General features: G+C 47.0%; 1 protein-coding gene. It reads left to right on the top strand.

The window, feature by feature from the left end; translation table 11 throughout:
• Positions 1 to 398 (top strand): SSURE domain-containing protein (locus ACRYI5_RS11055; RefSeq protein WP_448225298.1); only part of this gene is annotated, 398 nt, incomplete at both ends.

Here is a 398-nt window from a genome sequence, read left to right as displayed (position 1 = left end):
GGCGCACCATGGTCAGATAATGGGACGGCAAAGAATGCGGGCTTACTTCCAATTAGTGAAAACTCAGACCAGTTTACTTACGAAGTTGATCTGAATGGGAATACAACGGGAAAGACTGGCGCTGACTTGATTGCTCAACTGAAGGCTAACGGAACAATGGCTTACAATGCGACCGTAAAGGTTTATAGTAAGGCTGATCCAAAGACAGTTGTGGCGACTAAAAACGTTACGGTAAACCTGGCCGGGCTAACAGATGGAATCAAAGATAGTGTAACGGTTCCTGCTAGTTATTTGGCAAACGCTAACCCAGACGGGTCAGGCCCCTTCACTGCAGGTGTTAACCAAGTGATTCCATTCAACGCCTTCGGCGGTGATGGGATGTTAACACGGTTGTTATT

Source organism: Furfurilactobacillus sp. WILCCON 0119 (assembly GCF_053471565.1).
The sequence above is the reverse complement of the archived record's forward strand: the minus strand, read 5'-3'. Positions and strand labels throughout refer to the sequence as shown.